This window comes from Halobacteriovorax sp. HLS, from assembly GCF_004006665.1.
Taxonomy (GTDB): Bacteria; Bdellovibrionota; Bacteriovoracia; order Bacteriovoracales; family Bacteriovoracaceae; genus Halobacteriovorax.
On the sequence record NZ_QOCL01000009.1, the window covers coordinates 22,604 to 42,944 of the forward strand.

Annotated in this window: 17 protein-coding genes; 14 read left to right on the forward strand and 3 right to left on the reverse strand. The window is 32.4% G+C overall.

Annotation, left to right across the window (positions count from 1 at the left end; genetic code table 11):
• Window positions 1–55 precede the first annotated feature (55 nt).
• On the forward strand, window positions 56–2,917 hold the full coding sequence (locus DPQ89_RS09615) for a DEAD/DEAH box helicase family protein (RefSeq protein ID WP_127716722.1): 2,862 nt from the start codon (window positions 56–58) through the stop codon (window positions 2,915–2,917).
• Window positions 2,918–2,971: 54 nt separating this feature from the next.
• Here the strand turns inward: DPQ89_RS09615 and DPQ89_RS18515 are convergent, their stop codons facing one another.
• Complete coding sequence (locus DPQ89_RS18515) at window positions 2,972–3,139, reverse strand: hypothetical protein (RefSeq protein WP_164848340.1); 168 nt, start codon at window positions 3,137–3,139, stop codon at window positions 2,972–2,974.
• A 107-nt stretch (window positions 3,140–3,246) separates the two neighbouring features.
• Complete coding sequence (locus DPQ89_RS09620) at window positions 3,247–4,254, reverse strand: YafY family protein (RefSeq protein ID WP_127716723.1); 1,008 nt, start codon at window positions 4,252–4,254, stop codon at window positions 3,247–3,249.
• Between the two features lie 423 nt (window positions 4,255–4,677).
• Between DPQ89_RS09620 and DPQ89_RS09625 the strand changes: the two genes are divergently transcribed.
• From DPQ89_RS09625 to DPQ89_RS09650, 6 genes are all read left to right on the forward strand, one after another.
• Complete coding sequence (locus DPQ89_RS09625; RefSeq protein ID WP_127716724.1) at window positions 4,678–5,445, forward strand: type IV toxin-antitoxin system AbiEi family antitoxin domain-containing protein; 768 nt, start codon at window positions 4,678–4,680, stop codon at window positions 5,443–5,445.
• Entirely contained in the window at window positions 5,442–6,368 is a 927-nt protein-coding gene (locus DPQ89_RS09630; protein WP_127716725.1) for a nucleotidyl transferase AbiEii/AbiGii toxin family protein, read from the forward strand. The genes DPQ89_RS09625 and DPQ89_RS09630 overlap by 4 nt, the downstream gene beginning before the upstream one ends.
• A gap of 107 nt (window positions 6,369–6,475) precedes the next feature.
• Complete coding sequence (locus DPQ89_RS09635; protein ID WP_127716726.1) at window positions 6,476–6,790, forward strand: helix-turn-helix domain-containing protein; 315 nt, start codon at window positions 6,476–6,478, stop codon at window positions 6,788–6,790.
• A 126-nt stretch (window positions 6,791–6,916) separates the two neighbouring features.
• A complete protein-coding gene (locus tag DPQ89_RS09640) occupies window positions 6,917–8,203 on the forward strand; it encodes a DUF6361 family protein (RefSeq protein ID WP_127716727.1) in 1,287 nt (428 codons plus the stop codon).
• Window positions 8,196–9,989 carry a phospholipase D family protein gene (locus DPQ89_RS09645; protein WP_127716728.1) on the forward strand — a complete coding sequence of 598 codons (1,794 nt, stop codon included), beginning with the start codon at window positions 8,196–8,198 and terminating at the stop codon, window positions 9,987–9,989. The genes DPQ89_RS09640 and DPQ89_RS09645 overlap by 8 nt, the downstream gene beginning before the upstream one ends.
• Window positions 9,982–13,299 carry a DEAD/DEAH box helicase gene (locus tag DPQ89_RS09650; RefSeq protein WP_164848341.1) on the forward strand — a complete coding sequence of 1,106 codons (3,318 nt, stop codon included), beginning with the start codon at window positions 9,982–9,984 and terminating at the stop codon, window positions 13,297–13,299. Before DPQ89_RS09645 ends, DPQ89_RS09650 begins: the two co-directional genes overlap by 8 nt.
• Window positions 13,300–13,724: 425 nt before the next feature.
• Here DPQ89_RS09650 and DPQ89_RS09655 read toward each other — a convergent pair whose 3' ends face one another.
• Window positions 13,725–14,735, reverse strand: coding sequence for a YafY family protein (locus DPQ89_RS09655; RefSeq protein ID WP_127716730.1), 1,011 nt, complete (start codon window positions 14,733–14,735; stop codon window positions 13,725–13,727).
• A 132-nt stretch (window positions 14,736–14,867) separates the two neighbouring features.
• Here DPQ89_RS09655 and DPQ89_RS09660 point away from each other — a divergent pair, with 132 nt between their 5' ends.
• The 7 genes from DPQ89_RS09660 (at window position 14,868) to DPQ89_RS09685 (ending at window position 20,255) form a co-directional block, all read left to right on the forward strand.
• Window positions 14,868–15,470: a hypothetical protein gene (locus DPQ89_RS09660; RefSeq protein ID WP_127716731.1), complete on the forward strand. Its 603-nt coding sequence runs from the start codon at window positions 14,868–14,870 to the stop codon at window positions 15,468–15,470.
• Window positions 15,470–16,618 carry a hypothetical protein gene (locus tag DPQ89_RS09665; RefSeq protein WP_127716732.1) on the forward strand — a complete coding sequence of 383 codons (1,149 nt, stop codon included), beginning with the start codon at window positions 15,470–15,472 and terminating at the stop codon, window positions 16,616–16,618. Before DPQ89_RS09660 ends, DPQ89_RS09665 begins: the two co-directional genes overlap by 1 nt.
• Before the next feature lie 91 nt (window positions 16,619–16,709).
• Window positions 16,710–16,877, forward strand: coding sequence for a hypothetical protein (locus DPQ89_RS18520; RefSeq protein WP_164848342.1), 168 nt, complete (start codon window positions 16,710–16,712; stop codon window positions 16,875–16,877).
• A gap of 9 nt (window positions 16,878–16,886) precedes the next feature.
• The gene (locus tag DPQ89_RS09670) at window positions 16,887–17,417 is read left to right on the forward strand and encodes a hypothetical protein (protein WP_127716733.1); all 531 of its coding nucleotides are present in this window, start codon (window positions 16,887–16,889) and stop codon (window positions 17,415–17,417) included.
• Entirely contained in the window at window positions 17,407–18,501 is a 1,095-nt protein-coding gene (locus DPQ89_RS09675; RefSeq protein WP_127716734.1) for a PcfJ domain-containing protein, read from the forward strand. Before DPQ89_RS09670 ends, DPQ89_RS09675 begins: the two co-directional genes overlap by 11 nt.
• Entirely contained in the window at window positions 18,498–19,325 is an 828-nt protein-coding gene (locus DPQ89_RS09680) for a DnaB-like helicase C-terminal domain-containing protein (RefSeq protein WP_127716735.1), read from the forward strand. Before DPQ89_RS09675 ends, DPQ89_RS09680 begins: the two co-directional genes overlap by 4 nt.
• Window positions 19,326–19,589: 264 nt before the next feature.
• Window positions 19,590–20,255, forward strand: a complete 666-nt coding sequence (locus tag DPQ89_RS09685; protein ID WP_127716736.1) for a hypothetical protein — start codon at window positions 19,590–19,592, stop codon at window positions 20,253–20,255.
• Window positions 20,256–20,341: the final 86 nt, after the last annotated feature.

The following is a 20,341-nucleotide window of genomic DNA, read 5'->3' on the forward strand; positions in this document are numbered from 1 at the left end:
TTTTTTAAAAAAATCAAACTACAATATAATGTAAAAAAGGTAAAAAAGGTAAAAAATGAAACTAAAACAATTTCAAGAGGAAATATATAAATCCCTTAAAAAATCTTATAAAGAAAATGATAACTTAAGAACCTATTTGCACATGCCAACAGGTTCAGGAAAGACAGTTGTTGCTTCAATGTTCATATTAAATGAATATATTAGTAAGGGGGGGCATGTATTGTGGATTACTGACTCTTGGGCCTTGATTAATCAAGCGTATAAAACTATTAAATCAATTTCTGGAGAAACATTATGTGATGATCTTGATTTTGGTTTATGGATAAAGTATTTGAGTAAAAAAAATCATGAGATAGCAAATAACCTTGATAGCTTTAAACGAGATTATATTGTTGATAATATGGACTGGATTCCTAAATTTTTGTTTTCGACGAATAGTACTCTCTCAAGAAGTTGTGAAAATAAAAGCTCTAAAGAATATGAAAAAATTATACATTTTAAACCAAGCATTATCGTCGTAGATGAAGCCCATAGAGGGAAGGGCGGAAAGCAAGAGGTTGAAATTTATGAGCTTTTAAATGGACCATGGAAGAATGTACCAGTATTAGGGTTATCGGCAACACCAAAATTAAGGGAAATTAATGGCTGGGATTCAAGAATGAAAGTCGGTAATTATTCGTTTCGAGATCTCGTAGAAATGGGGGAACTCGCGGAACCTATTCTTTTGAAAAGAAAAATTCAAGAGTCTGTTGAGTATAAACAGGATCGTAATGGTTTTCTGAATGAAGAAGAGTTGGCTGATGATAAAGTTAGAAATGATTCGATAATCGAAGATTATTTAAGGAACAAAAAGAACTATCGAAAAACAATGATTTTCGTTACAAATCAGATTCAGGCGAGTTACTTTGCTAAAGAACTATCGCATCATGGTGTCGAATGTTATTTGATTCACGGTAAGGTTAAAAACCCCTACAGAGTTTTGAAGAAATTTAAGGAATCAAAGGGTCATGACTGCATAGCCATTGTTATTCGTATGGCAATTTGTGGAGTTGATATTCCTGACATTAACACTATTATTCTTGCTAAACCTGTGACTAGTGATATCGAGTTTTCACAAATGATTGGACGTGGAAGTCGTATGCATACTGATACAGGTAAGAAAACATTTAATGTTGTAGATTTTTATGGAAGCTTAGAGAGGGAAAGTCATTCTTTAAGCTTAACTCATTTTGTCGATTTTTATAATGGTTCGGGTAGAAATAGTGAGCTAGTAAGTAAAGGTGCTCTCAGAAAAAAGAAAGTACAGTACACAAAGCATGAATATATTGATGGGTATGGTCTAACAACTCTTAATTATGAGGAAAGTTCTAAGTACTTTGAGGCCCTTGATGGTTTAAGAATCTATAATGGGCAAACATTTGGTATCGAAATCGAGCTTAGCACAGGAGAAGTTGATGTTCATGATATATCTCATGATGAATGGACTGCAATAGCTAATCAAATAATAAAAAAAATAATGGATGGTACGAACTATATCAATTTTGATCCAATTTCAGAGTATTCAGAACTTGGAAATATTAATCATGACGTATGGAATATAGTTTATGACGGATCTTGTGGGTTTGAAATTGTTTCTCGTATATTAAAAGGCCAAGAAGGGTTTGAAGAACTAGTGAATGTCGTAGGGCTCTTAAATAGTGAGTTCTTAGGGGAGTTGGGACTTAAAATCGATTATTCCACTGGGCTACATCTCAATCTAGGATGGAGAGATTTTTCTAAATCGAGTGTTCTTAATATGATTAATTATATGAGAAATATAGAACCTGCACTAAACTCTCTTGTTTCTCCTAGTAGAGTCATTGTAAATGATAAAGCTTCTTTTTATTGCAAGTCTCTAAGAAGTATTTTTGACTCGAAAGATTTAAAAGAAACGAGCTACAATAAACTTTTAACAAAAATTGACAGTGATGATGGAAGATATATGTCATTTAACTTACAAAATAGAGACGGGGATGGACAGAGGGTTGAGGTACGACTCCATAACGGGACAATTAGTACAAAAAAAATCTCTTTGTGGACCTCTTTGTTTATGAATATCTTTGTAACTATTAACTCTAGACATACTATTCCCTTGAAAGAAGATTTGGACTTTCCTTCAGAAATTGGACTACCTCAGATAGGTACTCATGGTGATATTCTATATATCGCAGAAGAATACCTTGGCCTTTCTAGTAATCAGAAATTGTTAAATAAGCTAAATCAAAGAAGAAGAGAGTTACTAAATAGCAGTGCATGGAGAGAAATATTAGGTGACGAGGTAATAGATGAACTCCTACGTTATTGGGATAGCTCTAAGTCTATTGTTAATCTTAATGAAGTAAGGGAGTACAGTAACATTTCTCTTTACGATAAAAATAGAATATTAACAAAACTTATTAAGACTAACGAGTTAAAAATACATCCTTCAAAACTTGATGAAAGAATATTTAGATCTAAACTTTTTTGTATAATTGAGGATGAGGATATCTTATGTGCAGGAGTAAAGGAAGATAGCCCTAAGCTTTTAAGTGCAATTCTAAATTATTTTGAAAAAAAAATAAGTCAATGCAATGACTCTTTTATTACTACCTTTATTGATGATATTAAAAATAATAACGCTTTCGAAAGAGGATGGTCAATGAATGCTTCTCGATCAAATGACATAAATAAAGAGCGATGGAGAAAAATCAATTTAAGGGTTGATCAACTGTTACGCGAGGAAAAATATGCAACAGCTTCAATTTTTTCGTCAGTAAGTATTGATAATAAAAAGGGGATGCAATATTTAAAAGAACAAGGTTTCCTAGAAATTATGACTATTCCAAGTCCCTGGAATAAAAATAAGAAGCTTAAAATATTATTGAAAAAAAATCAATAAATATTAAATAGTCCTGCTTAATTACGAGTTAATTAAGCAGGAGAAAGTTAAGCGCTATAGAAAACTAAGCATTATGTAGTTTTTTTTCAAGAATGATTCTCTAATAGTAAAATTTTCATCGTTATCATTATCAGTTTTCACATCAACTGTGCCTCTAAAGAACTTGCCTTTATTTACTTCTATAAGAGTTGCTGTCTTCATACACATCCATACTTCTGTCACGAGTCTCTCCTTTGAGGTTGTTATGGATATATTGTATATTTCTAATAGGACAAATTATGTCACATAAAGATTAATTCTATAACATAGTGAAGGAACGTAAAGAGAGATTAAGAAATATTCCTAATTCCAGACTCCCATATAGCTTTAACCTCATCATAAACTATTTTAGGAGTAATATTAAGAACATGGCCTCCAAATGAAGATATAAAACGAATTATCTCGGAACTGTCAGCGCATTTGAAGTTCAGAATATAATTTCCATTTCTAAGTTCATGTAATGTTTGACTTTGGTGTATCTTTTTTTCTTTAAAATATCCTGCCATTATCTCGTCGCATGTAATTTTTATTGAGATAGGTTTCTTTGTAATTCCAAAGCCTCCAACGTGAGACTTTAAATTTAGTTCTTCATTACGATTGAGTTCAGTAGCTTTCTTCTCTGTTAGATTCACATTTCTTAATCTCGAAACTCTCAGGGTCTTTATTTTTTTATCCTCCTCATCTTTAACTACAAGGTAAGCAGTTCCAGAAGCTAGATTAAAAAGTATGGGGGAGAATTGCCTTAGTCTCTCATTGTAAGCCTTATCTTTATAGGGAGACTCATTAAAGCAGGTAAAGATTCTTTTTTCCCTAATTGCTACCATAATCATTTCGAAGTCATATAAATTTGTGTCTTCTGGTTTTCCTGATGAATTGAATCCAAAAAAGTACTTTGTTTTAGCATGTCTGAGTTCATCAGAGAGACTTTGATCTATATTAGATAGAATAGCAGTTTCAGCTTCTGTTGCAAATTCATTGAAGTATTCATGAGATGTATGCTTTAGATTGTTTAGCGCAATCATTAGGACTTGGAGTGTATTTTCATTTAATTCGAGTTTATGTTTAAAATCTAAACTCTGCGAAATATAATATCTCTCAGGCCTATCCTCAGTAGAGAGCATCGCATGTACAAGAGAGAGTTCGTCAACATCTCTTCTAACTGTTCTTTCATTCACATAAATATCTTCGGACCTTAAGCGCGAGCATAGTTCACTAATAGATATAGCTGAGTCTTCATCTTTATTCTTTAAATACTCAAAAAGAATATCTTGTCGTCTACCTTTTGAAATCTTCGCCATAGAAACTCTTTCTATTTATAGTGATATTTATTGCTAACCTAATCGGTTATATTGATAAATACTTGAGGGATATACTCCGCCATAAGATGGCCAGCTCAGATAGAGTTTGTAAGATACTAATATTTCAAGAGTACTGCTTCATCAGATGATGATTTATATTTTTTTTAAATTATTAGCTTTCATGGCCAATATAATTTTTGTCCTAATTGAGGGAATCTACTGTTTAACTTCGAAAACCATAAAAGATCATATTTATCTTATTTTTTACAATCTTGATAAGTATCCATAATTATTAGTGATGAAAAGTATCTGGTTTATTGTGATAGATCTAAGCACCACTAAATATAGTGATTTCTATGTGTACTTTAAACCAGATGTGGTTTAATATATACCCATAAATCAATATATGGAGTAGTGAAATAAGTGTCTAAAATAAACCAAATGCTAATAGAGTGGGTAAAGGGTGATCTTCATTCACTTAAGTGGATGAAGAAGCGAGGTGTTCCTCAGAACTTGGCCTACCTTTATTATAAAAAAGGGTCTTTGGATAAAATAGGCCCTGGTATCTACAAAAGAAAAGGGGAGAGCGCTAGTTGGATGGGAGCAGTTCGACTTTTACAAGAAGAGCTGGGCAAAGCTTTACATGTTTCAGGTAGGACGGCTTTAGAGTTGAAGGGAGCTTCTCATTATACTCCAATGGGAAAAACTGCGAAAATATATTTGGCATCCTATGAGAAAGCGAAGCTACCAAAATGGCTATTAGAGAATGATTTTGGTTGTGAGTTTTCCTACCGAAGCTCGAAATTATTCACTAGAGAACTTGAGCTTTCTGAGTTCACTTCCCCATTAGGTTATAACCTAAAAATCTCAAGTAGAGAGTTGGCAGTTTTGGAGTTGATAGATCTATTGGATTTAAAGGACTCTTTTGAAACAGCAGAAAACTATTTAAATGGCTTATCAGGATTAAGGGCTGATAAGTTGCAAATACTTCTAGAAAATTGTACTTCGATAAAGGTGAAGAGGGTCTTTTTATATTTATCCGAAAAAATAGGACATAATTATTTTCATAAATTAGACACTTCAAAAATAGAATTAGGAAAAGGTAAAAGGCAAATTGTAAAAACAAACTCTCAATTAGATAAAAAATATAAAATTACTGTACCAAGAGATTATGGGGAGAATCCATTTTGAAAGAAACTTATAAAAAACAAGTTCAACTTCTTCTGATGGTTTTAGAAACTACTTTAAGCGATGAAAGATTTGCTCTTAAAGGAGGAACAGCAATTAATCTCTTTCATCGAAACTTTCCACGTTATTCAGTCGATATTGATTTAACTTATCTTCCTTTGGAGGATAGAGGTACAACTTTTGCTAATATGCACGAGATACTTAGAGATATTGAGAAGAAATTCAAGGAGGAATTTGGGCTTGATGTTACTAGCTCAAAGCCTCTTGATGGAAAATCAGAGACAAAATTATTTGTTTCAAATGCAGATGTTCAAATAAAAATAGAACCTAATTTTATTTTAAGAGGGAGCTTGTTTCCTGCAAAACAAACAAAATTATGTGAAAAAGCGAGTAACGAATTTGAAATGGAGATAAGTGTTAATTGTCTTAGCACTGAGGATGTTTACGGTGGGAAAATCTGCGCTGCCCTTGATCGTCAACATCCAAGAGATTTGTTTGACGTCAAGTACTTGTTTGAAAATGAAGGAATAACTGAAGAGGTAAAGGACTCATTTATTTTTTATCTTATTTCACATAATCGGCCGATCAATGAACTACTTAATCCAAATTTAAAAGATATTAGTGCAAGTTATGAGTCAGAGTTTAAAAGTATGGCCGAAGTAGAGGTTGAGTTAGCAGAGTTGATCAAAGTGAGAAAATTACTTATTTCAAAGGTTAGAGAGTCTCTTAATGAAAATGATATTGCGTTTATAAAAAGTTTTGTCTCGAATAAGCCGGACTGGAGTCTAGTAAATGATAGTAACGTTCAGAACTATCCGTCTGTGAAGTGGAAGCTATTAAATCAAGGGAAAATGGATAAAAAGAAACAAGAGAAATATATCGAAGACATAGCAAGCCTGTTTGATACAAACTCAGAGGTAAAATAGCTTGACCTATAAAGATAAAGCTTCAAAAGAAGCGGCTAAAAGATATAGCTCAATTAAAAGTAGGGCAGAGTTAGATTGGAAGAAGGAAGACTTCACTTTTTAATCAAATGACTGAAAACGAAAACTTCAAAAAGAAGTTTGAGGAACGTAAGCGTATTTTTGAGATTGAATATCAACTAGCTCACATTATGGAGCAATATGGGATCTCCCAAAAAGAACTAGCTGAAAGGTTAGAAATCGATAAGAGTGTTGTCAGTAAAGATATGGCCGGAGCACTCAAAAAAGCCGGAATGAAAAAACTTCAAGCTATAGCTGAGGCCCTAGATTGTGATTTTGTTCCATTGTTTATTCCTAAAGAGGATAAGAAGATGCATAAGCAATTAGAGGGTATACTCGCCGGGCAAGTTGAGAAGAGAGCATAAGAGTATTGTTTATTTTATAGGGTAATTATCTGAGTTCTAGAAAGAAAGCCTAAGTGTTTAAAATTACATAAATTAAGTTAAGTTTCGCTTGACTCCGACGATAAGCTAATCAGAGGAGTTCTTTATATGAGTGTGATACCTAAATCGAGTGTTAGCTGGATAACATTAACCCCTGAAGATGTTCAGCAGGCCAGAGAGGTTATTAGAAATTTAGGAGGAGATTCTACTGTTGACTCTATCGGACTAGGCCTTCCTTTTGAGGTTATATCAGATATCTTTTTCCCCGGAACTTCAACACTGCACACAAGAATTAGATATCAAATTTTTGTTTCAGGTATCTTGTATAAGATGATTATAGATTCCACATCTAAATCCAAAAAGATAAAAGATCCGAAATATTTACTAGATAAGTATGAACTTCAATTGCAGGATATTTTATTAAAAAATGATCCTGATGGTGGAGTTATTGGTAAAAAATCTCGAGAAAACTTAAAGTATTGGCCAAGTATAATCTACTGGGGTGGTATAAATACACTAAAGTTTTTCAATGAGTCTGGTGTAAGTAAAGAAGATTTATATAAAGAAATCTTAGGCCAAGGTAATAATACTGTTATTAATGATGATGGGGAAGTTGAAGGGGATGTTAAATCTGTTTTTAATTTTGATCATCAATTTGCAAATATTGTTCTTAATTTATTTGACGATGATACATTTAAAGAAAATACCAACTTTGAATTAACTAAAGAAGAGGCTTTGTTTTACTTAAGCAAATTCAAAAATGTATCGGTTGGTGAGGACACACTAATGAATGAGTGGATTAACTCTTCATACAAAAAAATAAGAGTATATAGTGATTTTAATCAAATAGAACCTACCGGAAATAAAAAAGTAGACACCTTATTAGAACAAGCAAAAAACTATTCAAAGTTCAGTATGGGGATTAACCATGCATATCGATGGGCTTTATGTAAGGAAGTGGCTAGAAGGTATCATGATCCAGAGCTTAAGGATGAGTGGACTCAACATCAATTAAATAATCAAAAATATTTTGAAAATTGGCTAGAAAGAAATGAAGAATTAAAACAATGGTCAATTACTCAATTGAAGTTTGCTGTCAAAGCTTATGATATCGATGACAAAGTTGATGGGAAGCTAATTGATATGTTTGATACATTCAAAGATTTATGGAACTCAGGCATTGATTCACAGAAGTTTTTGGAAAGTTTTGAAAAAACAGTTAGAGAACAAGAAAAGCATAGAAGGGGAAATAGAAGTCATTTTATAGACCCTACTATGAGTATTCCTAAACTGACACAGGGACAAGAGTCTGATTACCTATTTGACTTTCGTTTTTCCCAAGGCTTTAGGAATGCAAGAGATATTTTAAAAGCATTGGAGAAGAAAGGTGTTTAGTGAACTTAATAGAAAATCTTTCTTTGAAGAGATAAAAGCTCCTCATGGATATGAAATTGAATACTGTATTGGAACGACTTTCTCTATGGATTTAGAATGCTTAACACAAATGTGTATTGAAAGCTACAAAAGGCGTTTTATTGAAAAGGAAATAAGTGTATATGAAGCCATTGAGGCCATAGAGAATTTTTCTTCTAAATCATGTATTATTGTACAAAATTGTAGAATTAATGAATTACCAATTGAAGAAATTAGGAAGGACTCATCGAAAAAAGCAAAACTATATGTATTATTGGATTCTTGTGTTGAACAAGTTCCTCTTAAGGTCGCACAGAGTGCATTCCATCCAAAAGTATGGTTTGTTAAGTATACTGCACATGAAAAAGAAGAATCTTTTTGGAAATTGATCGTAATGAGTAAAAATCTAACGAAGTCTGTACATTGGGATATCTCATCTACGATGGTTGGCCAATTTTCAGAAAATAAAACTAAAAATACTAAAATAAAGAACTTTTTTACTTACTTGTTAGAGGAGAGTTCAGCTAAGAACTCGAAAAAGAATTCAGAGCATCTAAAGCAGGCAATTGAAGAGCTGGATCATATTCAATTTTCAGATCCCCAGGGGCTTTCTGATGGAGAGTTTTACTTTAAATGGGGAAGTCTAGAAAAAGGTAAAAGTTTTAAAATAGATGATTCCTATCAAAAAATAGTTGTTGTCAGTCCTTTTTTGTCAGAGTCAAGACTTTCTCAGTTGAATGAGCACCCCAATGCCTATTTAATTACAGGGAGAGCTGACTTATCTAAAATTAAACCTTATGAAAAGCTTCATAAAAGAACGTATGTTGTTAATTCGTTAGATTTGGAATTACATGCGAAAATATATTTAGGGTTAAATGATGAGTACACTGACTTATTCATAGGATCACAGAATTTTACAAATGCGGCTTGGTTTAATGAAAATGTTGAAGCAACAATTAATTACCATGCTCCAAAAAGTCACTATGATGCTTTTAAAAAAGCATTTATATTTCAAGATGAAAAAGCTAAAAAAGTACAAAATTGGTTAATTCCCTATGATAGTTATGTTTTTGATTCAGAATTAGAGTCGGAAAGTGAACTTACACAAATTAATGAAAGGAAACTTAGTTATGCCCAGCAGCTATTATCTACTTGTGAAGTAAAAATAAATGTTTCAAAAAAATCATGCTCAATTTCACTTGAGGGGAGTCTTGATGACTTTCCTGAAGAAGTAACTGGGAGCCTTAAGGTTATTGGTATCGATGATAAATTAGAATTAAAATCCCTCTTTGCAAATAAGTTTGAGACATCTAACTATCAAAAGTCTGAAATAAGTTCTTTTGTTATTTTGAGACTAGAGCTTGATGGTCAGGTTAAGTCTTTTTGTACTGTTGCAATTACAAATATTCAAAGGGTTTCTAGAAATAAAAAAATCTTTAAGGAATTGATTAAAGATTGGGCATCTTTTTGGGAATACCTTGGAGTTATTCTAGACATAGACACTGGTGGACCAAAGACCAAACTAAACAAGAATTCATCAAATAAAAGGACTGAAAATGTAATACCACTAAATCATAATAGAGGAGTTCTTCCCAAATATATAGAACCTATTATGTTAGGGGGAGCAAATGATCCAGAATTGATAGAAAAGGTAGACCGAGCATTAGATGTGTTACCAAAAGACAAAATTACTTCTGAGGTAGAAGAATTCTTAAAGTTCTGGACCCAATATAAGCTAGCATATGCGGAGTTTAAGAATCATGGTTAAGAAAACATTTGCACCGACTAAATTTCAACAATGTACTGTTAATCAAGTTGTAGAAGAACTTTACAATAAGAATAAACAAGGACCTAAAAGGTTTCTTGTCGCAGATGAAGTGGGACTTGGAAAGACAATAATCGCTAAAAATGTTATTGATCATTTAAGAAGTGATAACAAGTCACATACAATAATTTATGTAAGTTCAAGTTTAGATATTACAAAGCAAAATAAATTCAAGTTAGCACAAAATCCAGATCTTGAAATCGTACAAGCTGACAGGATTAATCTTGTATATGAAGAGGGTTTAAAAAAATCAAAAATCAAGATTATATCAATGACTCCTGGAACTTCACTGAACTTTGGAACAAGTTTAGGTCATCAGTACGAAAGAATTTATATGGCAGCGTTAATTCGATTAATACTTGGGTTTAAGAATGAAAAACTTGCTCGTGTCTTTTGTGGAATGGCCAACGAAGATAATTTTTATAACCGTTTGGCCGATTATGAAATTACAAATCGATTATGTTCTAAACTTGAAGATAAAATAGTTAAGCGATGGCAAAATATACAATTAGAATCAGGTGAGTCGTTTAGGGATACTCTTAAGCGAAGTAACCTAGACAAATCAGAGTGCAGAGAGCTTGTTAGAGCTATAAGAAAAGAAATGGCGATTGCTATTCTTGAAGATATAAATCCTGACTTAGTCATTTTTGATGAGTTCCAAAAATTTAAGGACATCACAGAAATTGATTCTAATGGCCGTTTAAGTCATGAGTTAGGAAAAATACTTCTGGCACCTAAAATACCAGTATTACTACTTTCAGCAACACCATATAAGTTGTATTCTGATGGACCTTTGAAAACATGGAATTCTATTAAAAATACAGATAACTACAATGATCTGGTAAGAACATTTTGCTTTTTGACTGGAGATAATCAATTAGCAGCTGATATCGTTGGTGAAATAAAAGAATATGGTGAGAAGGTTAAAGATTTATCTAGTGATAATATACTGCAAATGCTAATGCAAAAGGAACAAATCCAAAAACATGTAATGGAATATATGTCTAGAGCAGAAAGGATTAACTTTGAAAATGACCAGAAGCCAATGATAAAAGACCATTTCTTATCCGAAAAGTTATCAGGCTATGATTTAACTAAAGAAAATATTTTAGAATTTATGAAAATCGCACAGAATGCAAGTTCACGTAAAACTCTACTTACATACTGGAAGTCAGGTGTAAGTTCAATGAGTTATATGCATAACTATAAACTACTAGAAAATGCAATGCTAGAGAGTCAGAAAAAAACTAAGTGTATAAGTAAAGACAATTCATTGTACAGCTTGCTTAAAAAATCACCATCACAACACATTAAAATTAAATATTTATATAAAGAAGTATTTAAAGAAGGACAAAACCTGGCCTACCTATGGCTCCCTCCTACTAATCCATATTATGAGGGAACAAGTATTTACTCTCAAGAAAAGATTGCTGAAAATAATCCACAAAAAGCATTAGTCTTTTCTAGTTGGGTTTTTGTACCCAAAATGGTCGCTTCTGAGCTTGGAGCTATGAAAGAGAATATTCTTAAAAAGGTAGCTAAAAATGTAAATATTGAAGTCACTGGGCCTTCTTTTAGAAGATTATTATTTCCATCGACACTGTTGGCAAATTCGTTGTCTCACAAAGACTTTGTAGAGAGTAAATCATATAAAGAACTAGTTAATATTGCTGCAAAACGAATAAGAAAAGTACTTGAGGAAAAATATTGCTTTGAACTATCTGAAAGTTATACGGGGAACTCTTCCTGGGAAATTATGCAATATACAGAATTTACAAATAATCCAGAGAAAATGAAGTTGTTCCATAATTACTGTAACGGAACGGATAGACATAGAAAAAGATGGCATTTAAATGCAGGAAAAAAGTCTGAAAGAGAAGCATTTAGTATAAAAACAAGCCTTTCAGATAATAATATTCCACTGAAATTTAATAAACGTACACTAGAGAGTTTAGCGAAAGCAGCAATTTCAAGTCCTGCGGTATGCTTTCTTAGGTCTATAGAGCATATGCGTGGAAAGAGACTGCCATTTAAACAATGGATGCAATTAGCAGCATTTGGAATGCATGACATTAGGACATTTATAAACAGGGAAGGGCATAGTGCTATTATTTCTAAGTATGGAAAAGGAAAAAATTCTGTCTCAAAAGCTGCGGATTATTTTAGAATTGGAAACTTTCAAGCTGTTGTAGATGAATATCTCTATCAAATATATTTGAATAAGTCAGAGGAAGGAACTGTCACCTTAATCAAAAAACTCGGGCAAATTTTTGGGCCAAATAGATCAAGATGTACTGTTAGAACATCAAGAAATAGAGAACATGATAGGGCCATTTCTAATGATCTTGTTTGCTGTTTTGGTGATGGAGCAGAAGAATCAAATTCTAGAGATTTAAATAGAGAAGCATTTAATTCACCTTTTTGGCCATTTGCACTTGCTACAACTTCAGTAGGGCAAGAAGGTTTAGACTTTCATTTATATTGTAATAGTATTTATCATTGGAACCTACCTACTAATCCGGTAGATTTTGAACAAAGAGAAGGAAGACTAAACCGTTTCAATTGCTTTATGGTCCGCAAAAATATTGTTGCAGATCAAAAGAACTTAGAGGTTTCATTAAAAGAAGGTGAAACAATTTGGGAGCATTACTTTGATAATGCAAGGAAGTTTTCTAATTTAAGTGATAGATATAATTTAGAAATGTCTCCAAATTGGATTTACACACCTGACTCAAACGAATATTTCAGGTTTAATAGACATATACTAGATCTTCCTTGTTCAAATGATAAAAATAAATATTTTCAACTTAAGAAAGATATTGAGCTTTATCGTTTAGCTATTGGCCAACCTAATCAAAGAGATTTCTTAGAAGAAATTAAAAGTAACGAGTATTTTAGTCGAATTGATCCAAGAGGGGTTATTTTAAACTTCTTTCCATTCAAGTCTAGGGACTGGAAGGCTGAATTAAATAAATTCTTTGCGTCTAAGGATGAAGTAAAGCTATTGATTGAAGATAGTATGAATTTCTTAGGTAAAATTGAGGCAAACCTACTTTATCCCGAATTAAAAGTAGAAGTTATTCGTAATGTAAATAGAGTAGAGCGATTTATAAAGAATAATATTGGTACAGAAGAAGAGTTTAAACGAAGTATTGAAGCTCTATACTACTTTTTAGATCCATTTGATGAATTGTGCGATAGAGACCCTGAAATTGGATTTAGTGATGATTTGGCGAAATTGAAGGCAGCTTAAATGTACCAATTGCAGGAGGCTCTTACCGCCGAAAGCAATATTAGATTATTTAAATTAACATTTTATATTAACTAATTAATTTTCTTTATACCTTGTTCCCATGTGCGAATAACTTGTTCTTTTATTGATTTGGGACTTATTTTTGAAATGTGCCCACCATACGAAGCAATCAATCTTACAATTTCGTAACTAGGGGAGCATTTTAGGTGAAGCTTGTATTTATCCTTATTAATCTCAGTAATAGTCTGTGGGGAGTACTCGGTAGATATGGAAAAGCATGCTCATCAAGCTGATCTAGAGAATGAATATGATGATCTCGAATTAGATAGTGAAGAAGTTGAGGATGAGAAGGAGATTAATTCAACATCTCATTCTTTACCATACTAATTGATACAGTACTTATCAATTGACTTGAGCGTTAAGAGCTAAGCAGCCTTACTCATACCTGATGTCCATATTTCTTTGACATCATCATACAGATCATTAGGTGAGATGGAATTAACATTGCCACCGAATGATGAGATTAATCTTGCTAGCTCTGAACTCTTTGCACAATTAAAGGTGATCTCAAAAGTATTTTCAGAGACTTTTCTAACTACTTGAGTAGGATGGATAATCCTTTCTTGAAAGTATGTGGCCATTTGAGCATTACAGTTTATTTTAATTTCAGTAGATTTTTCAGATATACCGCCCCAACCGCCAATTAGTGTTTCAAGATGAACTTCATCTTTGATATTAATTCTTTCAAAAGACTTAGTTGAGAGGTGTACATTCTTTACTCTAGTGGCCCTAAGCTTTTTAAAGGTAAAGTCACTTTGATCTTGGACAATTAAATAAGGAATTCCTGAAGTTAGAATAAATATGTAAGGAGCAAATCTCCTTCTTTTCTTATTATACTCATCAGACTTATAAGGGGAGTCATTGTTGCAAGTAATTATTTTATTCTCACGAATAGCAATCATTATCTTTTCAAAGTCTTTTGTATTTGTACTGGCAGGCTTTCCGGCTGTACTATAGTCGAAGAAGTATTTTCCCTTCGACTGCCTCAGAGAATTAGCTAAACTTGAATCAAGTGAGTTGAATATCGTTGTTTCTGTTTCAGTCGCAAAGTTTTTAAAGTAATCATGAGAAGTAAACTTCAAGCTGTTTAAAGCAATTAGAAGAACCTGCAATGTATTTTCATTTAAATGAAGTTCATACTTAAGTTGATAATCAGAAGACGGATAGTACCTTTCTGGTCGAAGCTCATCAGAGCAGAGTCCATGACTTGATGTTAGGGCTGTTAAGTCTCTTCTTACAGTCCGTAAATCAATGGCCAGGCCTTCGTTTTTAAGGCGTTTATGTACTTCATTAGCAGTAAGGCCATCATCAATAGCTCTGCCCTTTAAAATTTGAAATATAAGCTCTTGGCGTCTTTGTTTAGTGATTTTATCCATAATTTAAGTTAGTTATAAGCAGTTGTTCGCGACACTCCTTGTCACAACTATCGGTCATAATAGAGAAGAACTTGAGAAAAAATGTTTATATGTTTAAGGAATCGAAGCAATTGCGAAATATGGAGTAGTAATATGAATAAGTCATTTTTTTATAGAGATTTTAAATACTGGTTAAAAAGAAATCGATCAAAGTTCTTAGTTGAACCATACATTGCTCATGTAAGAAAAGATCAGTTCAGAGTTTACTTTAGAGGCTGTAAAGGCTTAATTTACTTGAAAGTCGATAGGTGGGGTGAATTTTCTATTTGGAGTTATTTCAAGTCAGAATTGGTTAAGATGCATTATGAAAAACATTATTCTGATCGTTATCAATATGAAGGTGCTTTGATCGATTGGGTCGAGTCTTTTGATACTTCTGTATGGAGGGAGGATAATGGAAAATACTTTTGTGAGTTTTGCAGTATTTTGCCTGATCGCCATCGTGAATATTATAAATCCCGATCTGATCTAATGATCGATCATTGTTATAGCCCTTTTTTAGAATGGTGTAATGAAGTATTAGCTAAATCTGATTGTATAGCATTTTATGAGTGCTATACAGAAGTTGGAGTGAGAAAAGAAATTTTAAATGCTCCTAGTAAAAGAGGTTTAAATTCTATTGATCAGGTTATTTATGTCTTTGATATACCTAAAAGAACGAAATTTAAAATTATCGAAGGTGAGGAGCCAGTATAATGAAAGTTTTAACTTATGATATGGTACCTCAGTATGTTTTGCAGAATATGTTGTCACGTAAAACTAATTTCTTAGGTAGTGGCAATTGGGACTTGTTGCTGTGTGTAGTACAAAGCTACATTGAGCGAAATAAAATTGAAGAAGCTAGGAAGTGTTCGCTACTTTTAAGGTATTTTCAAGAGGTTGTTTTTCCAGATGAGGGAAACACAATCCATCATGAAGAAATGAAGCTACTAAAACAAGATTTCTCCTATATTGATCGTAAAGCTAGATGTGGTAGCAATAATTTATTTTATCATTTTTTTAATCATTGTACTTTAAAAGAAAGCTATCCTAAAAGTTATGCAAATGAAGAATTATTACACAAGATTTTAAAAGAAAATATTATTAAAGTTTTTCCTGATATTTCCTCTAAGAAAAATAAGGGTTGGGATCAAATAATTACGAATGCAACTAATGGAGAGTATCTTGAATCAATTGTTGAGGATGTTTTTCTTGATGCAATCTCCTATCGCTACAATGATGATTGTAGATTTACTCTAATAGGAGAAGTTTGCGAGACTTTATTTTTGCAAGATCGTAATTCACAATATGCAAAACAAATTTTAGGAATATATTTGGATGTCTTAAACTTACCTTTACCCACTCGTTATAGTCATCAATATTACCTGTGGACAACAACTCCAACTGAGCTAGGCCTTAAGTTTGGCCATATTGATATTGCAATTAAAGGAATAGAGAAGTGTATCTTATTGGGGCACTCAGAAGACCTTGATTGTCTTTCAACGCTCCTTGTTCCATATTTTGAAAACAATGATCTAAAATCACGTATGATAATCAAAAAAACATTAAAAGCATTAGAGATGATTCCAAGAACGCAGGGCCAAATACTATGTGATGTTGCAGATGTTTTTTTTGAAAAGGGTAATATAAAAGAAAGCTTTAGGTGTATAAGTTTGATTTTAGATGAAAATATTAGATTCGATGAATATCTGTTCTGGCTTCTGAATTTAAATGAAAAATCTATATTTAATGTACAGGAAGAGACCCGAGAAATATTGGAGCTTTCAAATGATATAATTGGATATGATACTGAAACGAGTATCGACGATCTATTAGAAGCAGGAAAGAAATATCTCAAGTTATAATTTATGAGAGCTGATGCTATAGCTCTATACATAAGTGCAAGCATATGGGGATAGGTGCCACGTTCATTAGAGTAGTCAAAGGGAGAAAAAAATGGATTCGAAAAAGATAAAGGATAAAATACTTGTATTAGATGTAATCACAGAAAGAGAACGGGGCTCATTTTTTAAATGGCTTAAAGAGCAAGAAGCTGAAGTCATGGACAAAGGTAAAGATGTTGTAAAAACTTTAGAAAGAACTGTTGAAGAAGTACTTGGGTAGAGAATAAACATGAATCGTTGTTTCTTTTATAAAAATTTTAAATATTGGCTTAGGGGAAATCGTTCACGGTTTAACTTTGTTCCTTATATAACAGAGGTCAAAAAGAATTCTTTTAAAGTAAAGTTTCATGGTCTTGGAAATATTGTTTTTTTAAGGATTCAGAAAGGACATGAGTTTTCAATGTGGACAAATTTAGTTTCACAGAAGATTAATTATCCTTGGGATTGGGTAGCCGACTTTGATCTTCTTGAGCAGAAAAGTTCTCGTGGTTACTCCTGTGGCCTCTGTGAAGGAGATTATAAAAAGTATTATCTTAACAGAAAAGATATGTACATTGAGCACTGTTATGAGCCTTTTCTTGAATGGTGTAATAAGAAGTTAGTGGTTGGCGACTACATTATAAATATGGGGAAGATTGATCGTGGAGGATGCTCAAGATTTTGTTCAAAGAGTGACCTGAAGACGATTAATAAAAACGAATTAATAGATGCATTTGAAATTAAACCTGTGAAGAAAGGAAGGAGGAAGAATGTCAATTAGCCATGTCAGAGAAACATTATTACTAAATGTCTTTGACCTTTCCCTAACAGAAAAAGAGATTCTTGCTTATATTCATGCAATAGGTTTTAAAGATGAATCTATTGTGAGAGCGTATTCATTTTCCGTAAAAAGAAAAATGCCAGTTTTAGCAAAAGCTTTATTTAAAGAAGAAGCTGTAACGAAAAAATTTTATTTTATGAAAGAGTCAATCCCATTCTTTATCGAGAATGATAATGTTCTTTCTTTGACGGTTTTATATGCACCATTAATAGATAAGTCATATGATGAAATTTTAGAAGTAATATTTGGAAGTGGACAGTTCGAACGATATCGAAAGAGAGTTGGTGCTGCCTTTGATAAGTTCGGAACAAATTTACTTAACAATATTTATATTTTAAGTCTTCTTGTTGATATACATCAATTCATAGATAACGTATTGGTACTAAATCACAGGCAAGCAATTGATGAAAATATCATAACTAAATTAAAACAGCCAGAGGTTAGTCTTGATTGGCTTGTTAGTAATTATAAATTAACTAGAGTGTTCAGAGTTCTTTTAACATGTGAAGATGAGAATTTTACTGATTCACTTAGAATTATAAATATGATCAGAAATGTTGAAGGCGATGACTACAAGGAAATTGTGAAAGAGTGTATTGGAAGAAAACCAATATCTTTCTATGATATTCATACAAAGTTATTACCAAAATCTTATGAAATAACAAACAATCAGCTACGGAGCATATCTTTAAATCAAGATATTGAGAATTTAGATGGAGAAAACCTGTATGAATATACTATTTCTGTTCCTAAGACGGGTGAAGACTTACTTATAACAGGTGCAACTTTAAAACATTGTGTAGGATCATTTATTGAGCCGGTCGTAAATAAGACATGCCAAATTATAAATCTAAAATATAAAAATAAATTAGCATATACAGTAGAACTCCTTCCTTCTTCATTGGGGTATAGGATTGGTCAATTTAAAGGGAATCGAAACTCTAGTGAGTACGAAGGTTATGAAGGAGAGAGGTATAGAAATGTATTAATTGAATTGTTAAATAAAAAAGTGGAGATAAAATGAAAAGATTAGATTTTTACATAGATGATGACTATCTTCATAGAAATAAAATAAAATTTTCAACTGGATATAGAATTTTAGATGATTTTTTTGAGGGCAATGGACTTGGCGAAGGAGAAGTGATTGTTATAGGTGGACGTCCAGCAATGGGAAAAACAAGTCTTGCTCTAAATTTATCATTAAATATATGTAAGAAGTACAGCAAAAAGATTCTATATTTCTCTCTAAACGAACCGGCAGATGATCTGGTTTCAAAGCAATTAGCTGCAGAGGCAAATATACCACTGCATAAACTTGTTCGTGGTAACAAAATGGATAGGAAATCTCTAGATAGAGTTATTGTGTCAATGAATGAAATGAAGAAGTTGAATATAAACTTTGAGGATTCTGATGATCTAACAATTGATATAATACAAGACATCTGCAATGAATATTTTGATTCAGATTTAGGAGCTATTTTTATTGATGATATACAAAGTATAAACATAAGGGCAGATCATTCAATAGAAGAATCTTATAGAATCATTATGAAGACTCTAAAAAGAATCTCTGTAAAACTAGGTTGTCCTGTTTTTGTATTATCTCAATTAGATAGGAGGCTTGAGAGACAACAATATAAAAGGCCACAGTTAGTGAATTTAAAGGGATGTGGCGAGATTGAATATAAGGCAGATGTTGTAATGCTTTTATATCGTGATGATTATTACCACCCTGATACAAGAGAGCCTGATGTTGCAGAGATAATTATTGCTAAAAATCGTAAAGGTGAGGTTGGTATGTGTAAACTTTCTTATTTCAGAAAAACTTTTAAAGTTAGGAGTTTATGAAAAAAATGACTATGTTTGCCCGTCAGGTCAACTGTTGACTGCGTTGTGGTTAATTCCTTAGCACATTCTTGATAATAAGAATGACTACACAAAGTTTTATTCATTTATCAAAAGTAAGGAGCCCTATTTTCATTCTTCTCTTTATCGGAAGAATCAATCCCTCTTTTAATATTAGTAGGTTAGTACTTCTCTTTTGTGACACTGATTATCACAAATAGAACCTAATATTATTAAGTAACTAAGGTTTTCAGAAGGGGAAGAGACGTGGAAATTAAATCAAGTAATCGACACATATATTCAGAAGAAGAGGAAAGGGTAACTTTCATAAGTACATATTTTGATATTGAATTTGTGTCCAAGGAGCATAACTTTACACTCTCTGATTTTGTTACATTATTTTTGTATTATAAAACTGACTATTATTCCGAAGGTGCATTATATAAAAAAGCAGCAGTATCTCTTGCTGAAGGGATAGGGCTCAATTTTAAGTTCTTAGATGAGGTTGTCCAGAAGAGTAATGATAAGTTTCAGCTATTTAATCTTAAGATTGAGACTGCTGAAAAAACGAACTCTACTTTAATATTTAATAATTTAATTAGAGTTAGGCAGAACTATATCAATGCTCTTGGTAGTGAGCCTGTAGGGTTGATTGAAGGGCAAGTTTGGAAACTTCGTTGTTACGTTCAAGATCCTCAAGAATATCTAGAAGCAGAGGGCCATCCGTTTAACAAAGATGAAGCTTTGAAAATTCGAAGTATTTTCGATCTTGAAAGTGAGAGAATAGTTTCTACTGTTAAGGTCTTTGATAAGTCATTATTACGATTATTTGGGCTGGAAAGCAGTAGAGAGTGTATTGATTTGAGTGAATTGGTCGGTGATTTTGATTTTCCTTTAGATGAACTTGAAAAGAACTTTGATTATCTCTGTTGAAATGTGAGATTCCTATTAGAATTTTCTATATATTATGACGAGAGTTCCGAAAAGAAGATAAGTTTAGTTTTAATAAAAATAATAGT

What these genes read in the sequence shown, in the direction of transcription:
- DPQ89_RS09615 (WP_127716722.1), top strand. Translation starts at nt 56, where the DNA reads ATGAAACTAAAACAATTTCAAGAGGAAATATATAAATCCCTTAAAAAA.
- DPQ89_RS09620 (WP_127716723.1), bottom strand. Translation starts at nt 4,254, where the DNA reads ATGGCGAAGATTTCAAAAGGTAGACGACAAGATATTCTTTTTGAGTAT.
- DPQ89_RS09635 (WP_127716726.1), top strand. Translation starts at nt 6,476, where the DNA reads ATGACTGAAAACGAAAACTTCAAAAAGAAGTTTGAGGAACGTAAGCGT.
- DPQ89_RS09640 (WP_127716727.1), top strand. Translation starts at nt 6,917, where the DNA reads ATGAGTGTGATACCTAAATCGAGTGTTAGCTGGATAACATTAACCCCT.
- DPQ89_RS09650 (WP_164848341.1), top strand. Translation starts at nt 9,982, where the DNA reads ATGGTTAAGAAAACATTTGCACCGACTAAATTTCAACAATGTACTGTT.
- DPQ89_RS09655 (WP_127716730.1), bottom strand. Translation starts at nt 14,735, where the DNA reads ATGGATAAAATCACTAAACAAAGACGCCAAGAGCTTATATTTCAAATT.
- DPQ89_RS09660 (WP_127716731.1), top strand. Translation starts at nt 14,868, where the DNA reads ATGAATAAGTCATTTTTTTATAGAGATTTTAAATACTGGTTAAAAAGA.
- DPQ89_RS09665 (WP_127716732.1), top strand. Translation starts at nt 15,470, where the DNA reads ATGAAAGTTTTAACTTATGATATGGTACCTCAGTATGTTTTGCAGAAT.
- DPQ89_RS18520 (WP_164848342.1), top strand. Translation starts at nt 16,710, where the DNA reads ATGGATTCGAAAAAGATAAAGGATAAAATACTTGTATTAGATGTAATC.
- DPQ89_RS09670 (WP_127716733.1), top strand. Translation starts at nt 16,887, where the DNA reads ATGAATCGTTGTTTCTTTTATAAAAATTTTAAATATTGGCTTAGGGGA.
- DPQ89_RS09675 (WP_127716734.1), top strand. Translation starts at nt 17,407, where the DNA reads ATGTCAATTAGCCATGTCAGAGAAACATTATTACTAAATGTCTTTGAC.
- DPQ89_RS09680 (WP_127716735.1), top strand. Translation starts at nt 18,498, where the DNA reads ATGAAAAGATTAGATTTTTACATAGATGATGACTATCTTCATAGAAAT.